We start from the raw sequence: 3,235 nt of genomic DNA, 5'->3' as shown, positions 1-3,235 counted from the left end.
CCCCTATAATCCAGTCCGATGGTATCGCTACCAAATATTCCTTTCATGTTTCCAGATGATCGACAAACTGAACAAACCGGTCGCGGATGACGCGGCGGAAGTCAAACGACGGGGCCGCCGCGGCACGGGCAGCGTCACCCTCAGGGATGTCGCCAAGCTGGCCGGCGTCGCACCCATCACCGCGTCCCGCGCCCTGAACTCGCCCAGCGCCGTTTCGCCGCTGGTGCTGGAGCGGGTGCAGGACGCGGTCCGGCGCACCGGATACGTGCCCAACATGCTGGCCGGCGGACTGGCTTCCAGCAAAAGCCGGCTTGTCGCCGCCGTCGTGCCGACGATTGCCGGACCGGTCTTCCAGGAAAGTGTGCATTCGCTTACCGAAGCCCTGGCCGAACATGGCTACCAGCTGATGCTGGGGCAGAGCGGCTACCAAAATTCCCGCGAAGACGCGCTGCTGGACGCCATCATCGGCCGCCGTCCCGACGGCGTGGTCCTGACCGGCATCATGCGTTCGGCGGACGGCCGCCGCCGCCTGCTGGCCAGCGGCATCCCGGTGGTGGAGACCTGGGACCTGACCGCCACGCCCATCGACATGCTGGTCGGCTTCTCCCATGAAAACATCGGCATCGCCGTCGCCGAATACCTGCACGAGCGCGGCTGCAGGCGGGTTGCCAGCATCAATGGCAACGACGACAGGGCAGTGCGACGCCACAATGCCTTCGCCCAGGCCGCGCTGCGGCTCGGCATGGCAGCACCCGGCGCGGCCGGCATTCCGTCCCACGTGGTCCAGGCGCCCACCACCCTGGCGAGCGGGCGTGAGGGGCTAAGCCGCCTGCTGGAGCACAGTCCGGATATCGACGCCGTATTTTGCAGCTCGGACATGCTGGCGCTCGGCGTGCTGACCGAGGCCCAGGCGCGTGGCATCCCGGTGCCGCGGCAGCTTGCGGTATGCGGCTTCGGCGACCTGGGTTTCGCCCGCGACCTGCATCCGGCGCTCACCACCGTGCGCATCGACGGCACCGCGATCGGCCAGCTTGCCGCCCGGTTCATCATGGACAGGGCCGAGGGTCGGTCCGTCGACCAGCCGATACGCGACATCGGCTTTTCAATCGTCCGGCGCGACAGCGCCTGACCATCTGTAAGGCACGTTCCGGCACGTCGGAGGTTTCCCAAAAAACACGTTGACACGCTAATTTGGTACCGCTACCATGCAATCACCATGAATTTGGTAGCGGTACCATTTACAGTTATTTCGCTGTCCATCGCCGTTGCGGGATTGCGCGGCAAGCCAGTCAGGCCGGCAACAACTTTTCCATAGGTGAACCATGAATCCGATTGAGTTAAAAAGCGTCCTTCAAAGCGGCCTGCTGTCTTTCCCGCTGACGGATTTCGACGAGGCGCTGAACTTCAACCCCGGTCCGTATGCCGAGCGGCTTGAATGGCTGATGCCTTACGGCGCTTCCGCGCTGTTCGCCGCCGGGGGGACGGGTGAATTTTTCTCGCTGGAACCAAAAGAGTTTTCTCAGGTAATCCATACTGCCATCGAGACCTGCAAGGGCCGCATGCCGATCATCGCCGGCGCAGGCGGCGGCACCACCCTGGCCATCAAGTACGCGCAGGAAGCCGAGCGCCAGGGTGCGCAGGGCGTGCTGCTTCTGCCGCATTACCTGACCGAGGCGAGCCAGGAAGGCCTGGTCGCGCATGTGCAGGCGGTCTGCCGCAGCGTGAAGTTCGGCGTGATCGTGTACAACCGCGGTGCCTGCCGCCTGACGCCGGAGTCGCTGCTGAAACTGGCCGACAGCTGCCCGAACCTGGTCGGCTTCAAGGACGGCATCGGCGACATCGAATCCATGGTCGCCATCCGCCAGACGCTCGGCGATCGCTACGCCTACCTCGGCGGCCTGCCGACGGCGGAAGTGTTTGCCGGCGCCTACAAGGCGATGGGCGTGCCGGTCTATTCTTCGGCGGTCTTCAACTTCATTCCGCGCACCGCCGTCGAGTTCTACGACGCCCATGCGAAAGGCGACACCGCGACCACCAATCGCCTGATCCGCGACTTCTTCCTGCCGTACATCGAGCTGCGCAATCGCGGCCAGGGTTATGCCGTCAGCATCGTCAAGGCAGGCGCCAACATCGTCGGTCATGGCGCGGGCCCGGTGCGGCCGCCGCTGTCGGACCTGAAAGCGGCGGAAGTGGAGCAGCTCGCCGCACTGATCAAGCCATTGGGACCCCAGTAACACAAGACAACAACAGCCCGGACGGGCACAGGAGAAGAGACATGAAGCAACTGATTTCCGCAGCAGCCATCGGGATCGCTACCCTCACCACTTTCGCCGCCGCCACCGGCGCGCATGCCGCCGGTTATCCGGAAAAGCCGATCACCGCGGTCGTGCCGTTCCCGCCGGGCGGCTCGACCGACGCGATCGCCCGGGCCATCGCGCCGAAGATGCAGGCCACCCTCGGCCAGCCGATCGTGGTGGAAAACAAGCCGGGCGCCACCGGTGCGATCGGCGCCGGCTTCGTCAAGAATGCGCCGGCCGACGGTTATACCTTCATGGTGGCGTCGATCGGCGTGTATTCGGTCAACCCGGTACTGCAGAAAAAACTGACCTACGATCCCTCGAAGGATTTCGACCTGCTGACCGTCGCCGTGCGCGCGCCCAACGTTCTGGTGGCGACGCCGAACTTCCCGGCGAATTCGCTGCAGGACCTGGTCGCCTACCTCAAAAAAAATCCCGACAAGGTGAGCTTCGCCTCGTCCGGCGCGGGGTCGTCGGACCACCTGACCGCCGCCCTGTTCTGGCAGAAAACCGCCACCCGCGGCGTGCATGTTCCCTATAAAGGCGGCGCACCGGCGATCACCGACCTGATCGGCGGCCACGCGGATGTCTCGTTCCAGAACATCAATGTCGTCGTCGGCCATATCAAGACCGGCAAGCTGAAGGCGCTGGCGATCACCGGCGACAAGCGTTCGACGCTGCTGCCCGACGTGCCGACCCTGAACGAGGCGGGCATCAAGGAAGTCGATGTCTATTCCTGGCAGGGCGTCGCCGCGCCGAAGGGCTTGCCGAAGGATGTGAAGGCGAAGCTGCATGGCGCGGTCACCGGCGCATTGAACGACCCGGAGCTCAAGAAAAAGCTGACCGAGCAGGGCTTTGAGATCGTCGCCAATTCGCCGGAGGAATTCACGAAGTTCCAGGCGCAGGAACTGGCACGCTGGAAGAACGTCATCGAAGCC

General features: G+C 64.4%; 3 protein-coding genes. All 3 read left to right on the top strand.

Annotated elements, in window-relative coordinates; all coding sequences use genetic code 11:
- Positions 1-55: 55 nt before the first annotated feature.
- On the top strand, positions 56-1,129 hold the full coding sequence (locus tag V7080_RS24940) for a LacI family DNA-binding transcriptional regulator (protein ID WP_334191071.1): 1,074 nt from the start codon (positions 56-58) through the stop codon (positions 1,127-1,129).
- Between the two features lie 193 nt (positions 1,130-1,322).
- Entirely contained in the window at positions 1,323-2,234 is a 912-nt protein-coding gene (kdgD, locus tag V7080_RS24935; RefSeq protein WP_334191070.1) for a 5-dehydro-4-deoxyglucarate dehydratase, read from the top strand.
- A gap of 41 nt (positions 2,235-2,275) precedes the next feature.
- On the top strand, positions 2,276-3,235 hold a 960-nt coding region (locus V7080_RS24930; protein ID WP_334191069.1), incomplete at its 3' end, for a Bug family tripartite tricarboxylate transporter substrate binding protein.

Origin of the sequence: Noviherbaspirillum sp., from assembly GCF_036846085.1 — a bacterium.
Lineage (GTDB): Bacteria > Pseudomonadota > Gammaproteobacteria > Burkholderiales > Burkholderiaceae_D > Noviherbaspirillum.
The sequence above is the reverse complement of the archived record's forward strand: the minus strand, read 5'-3'. Positions and strand labels throughout refer to the sequence as shown.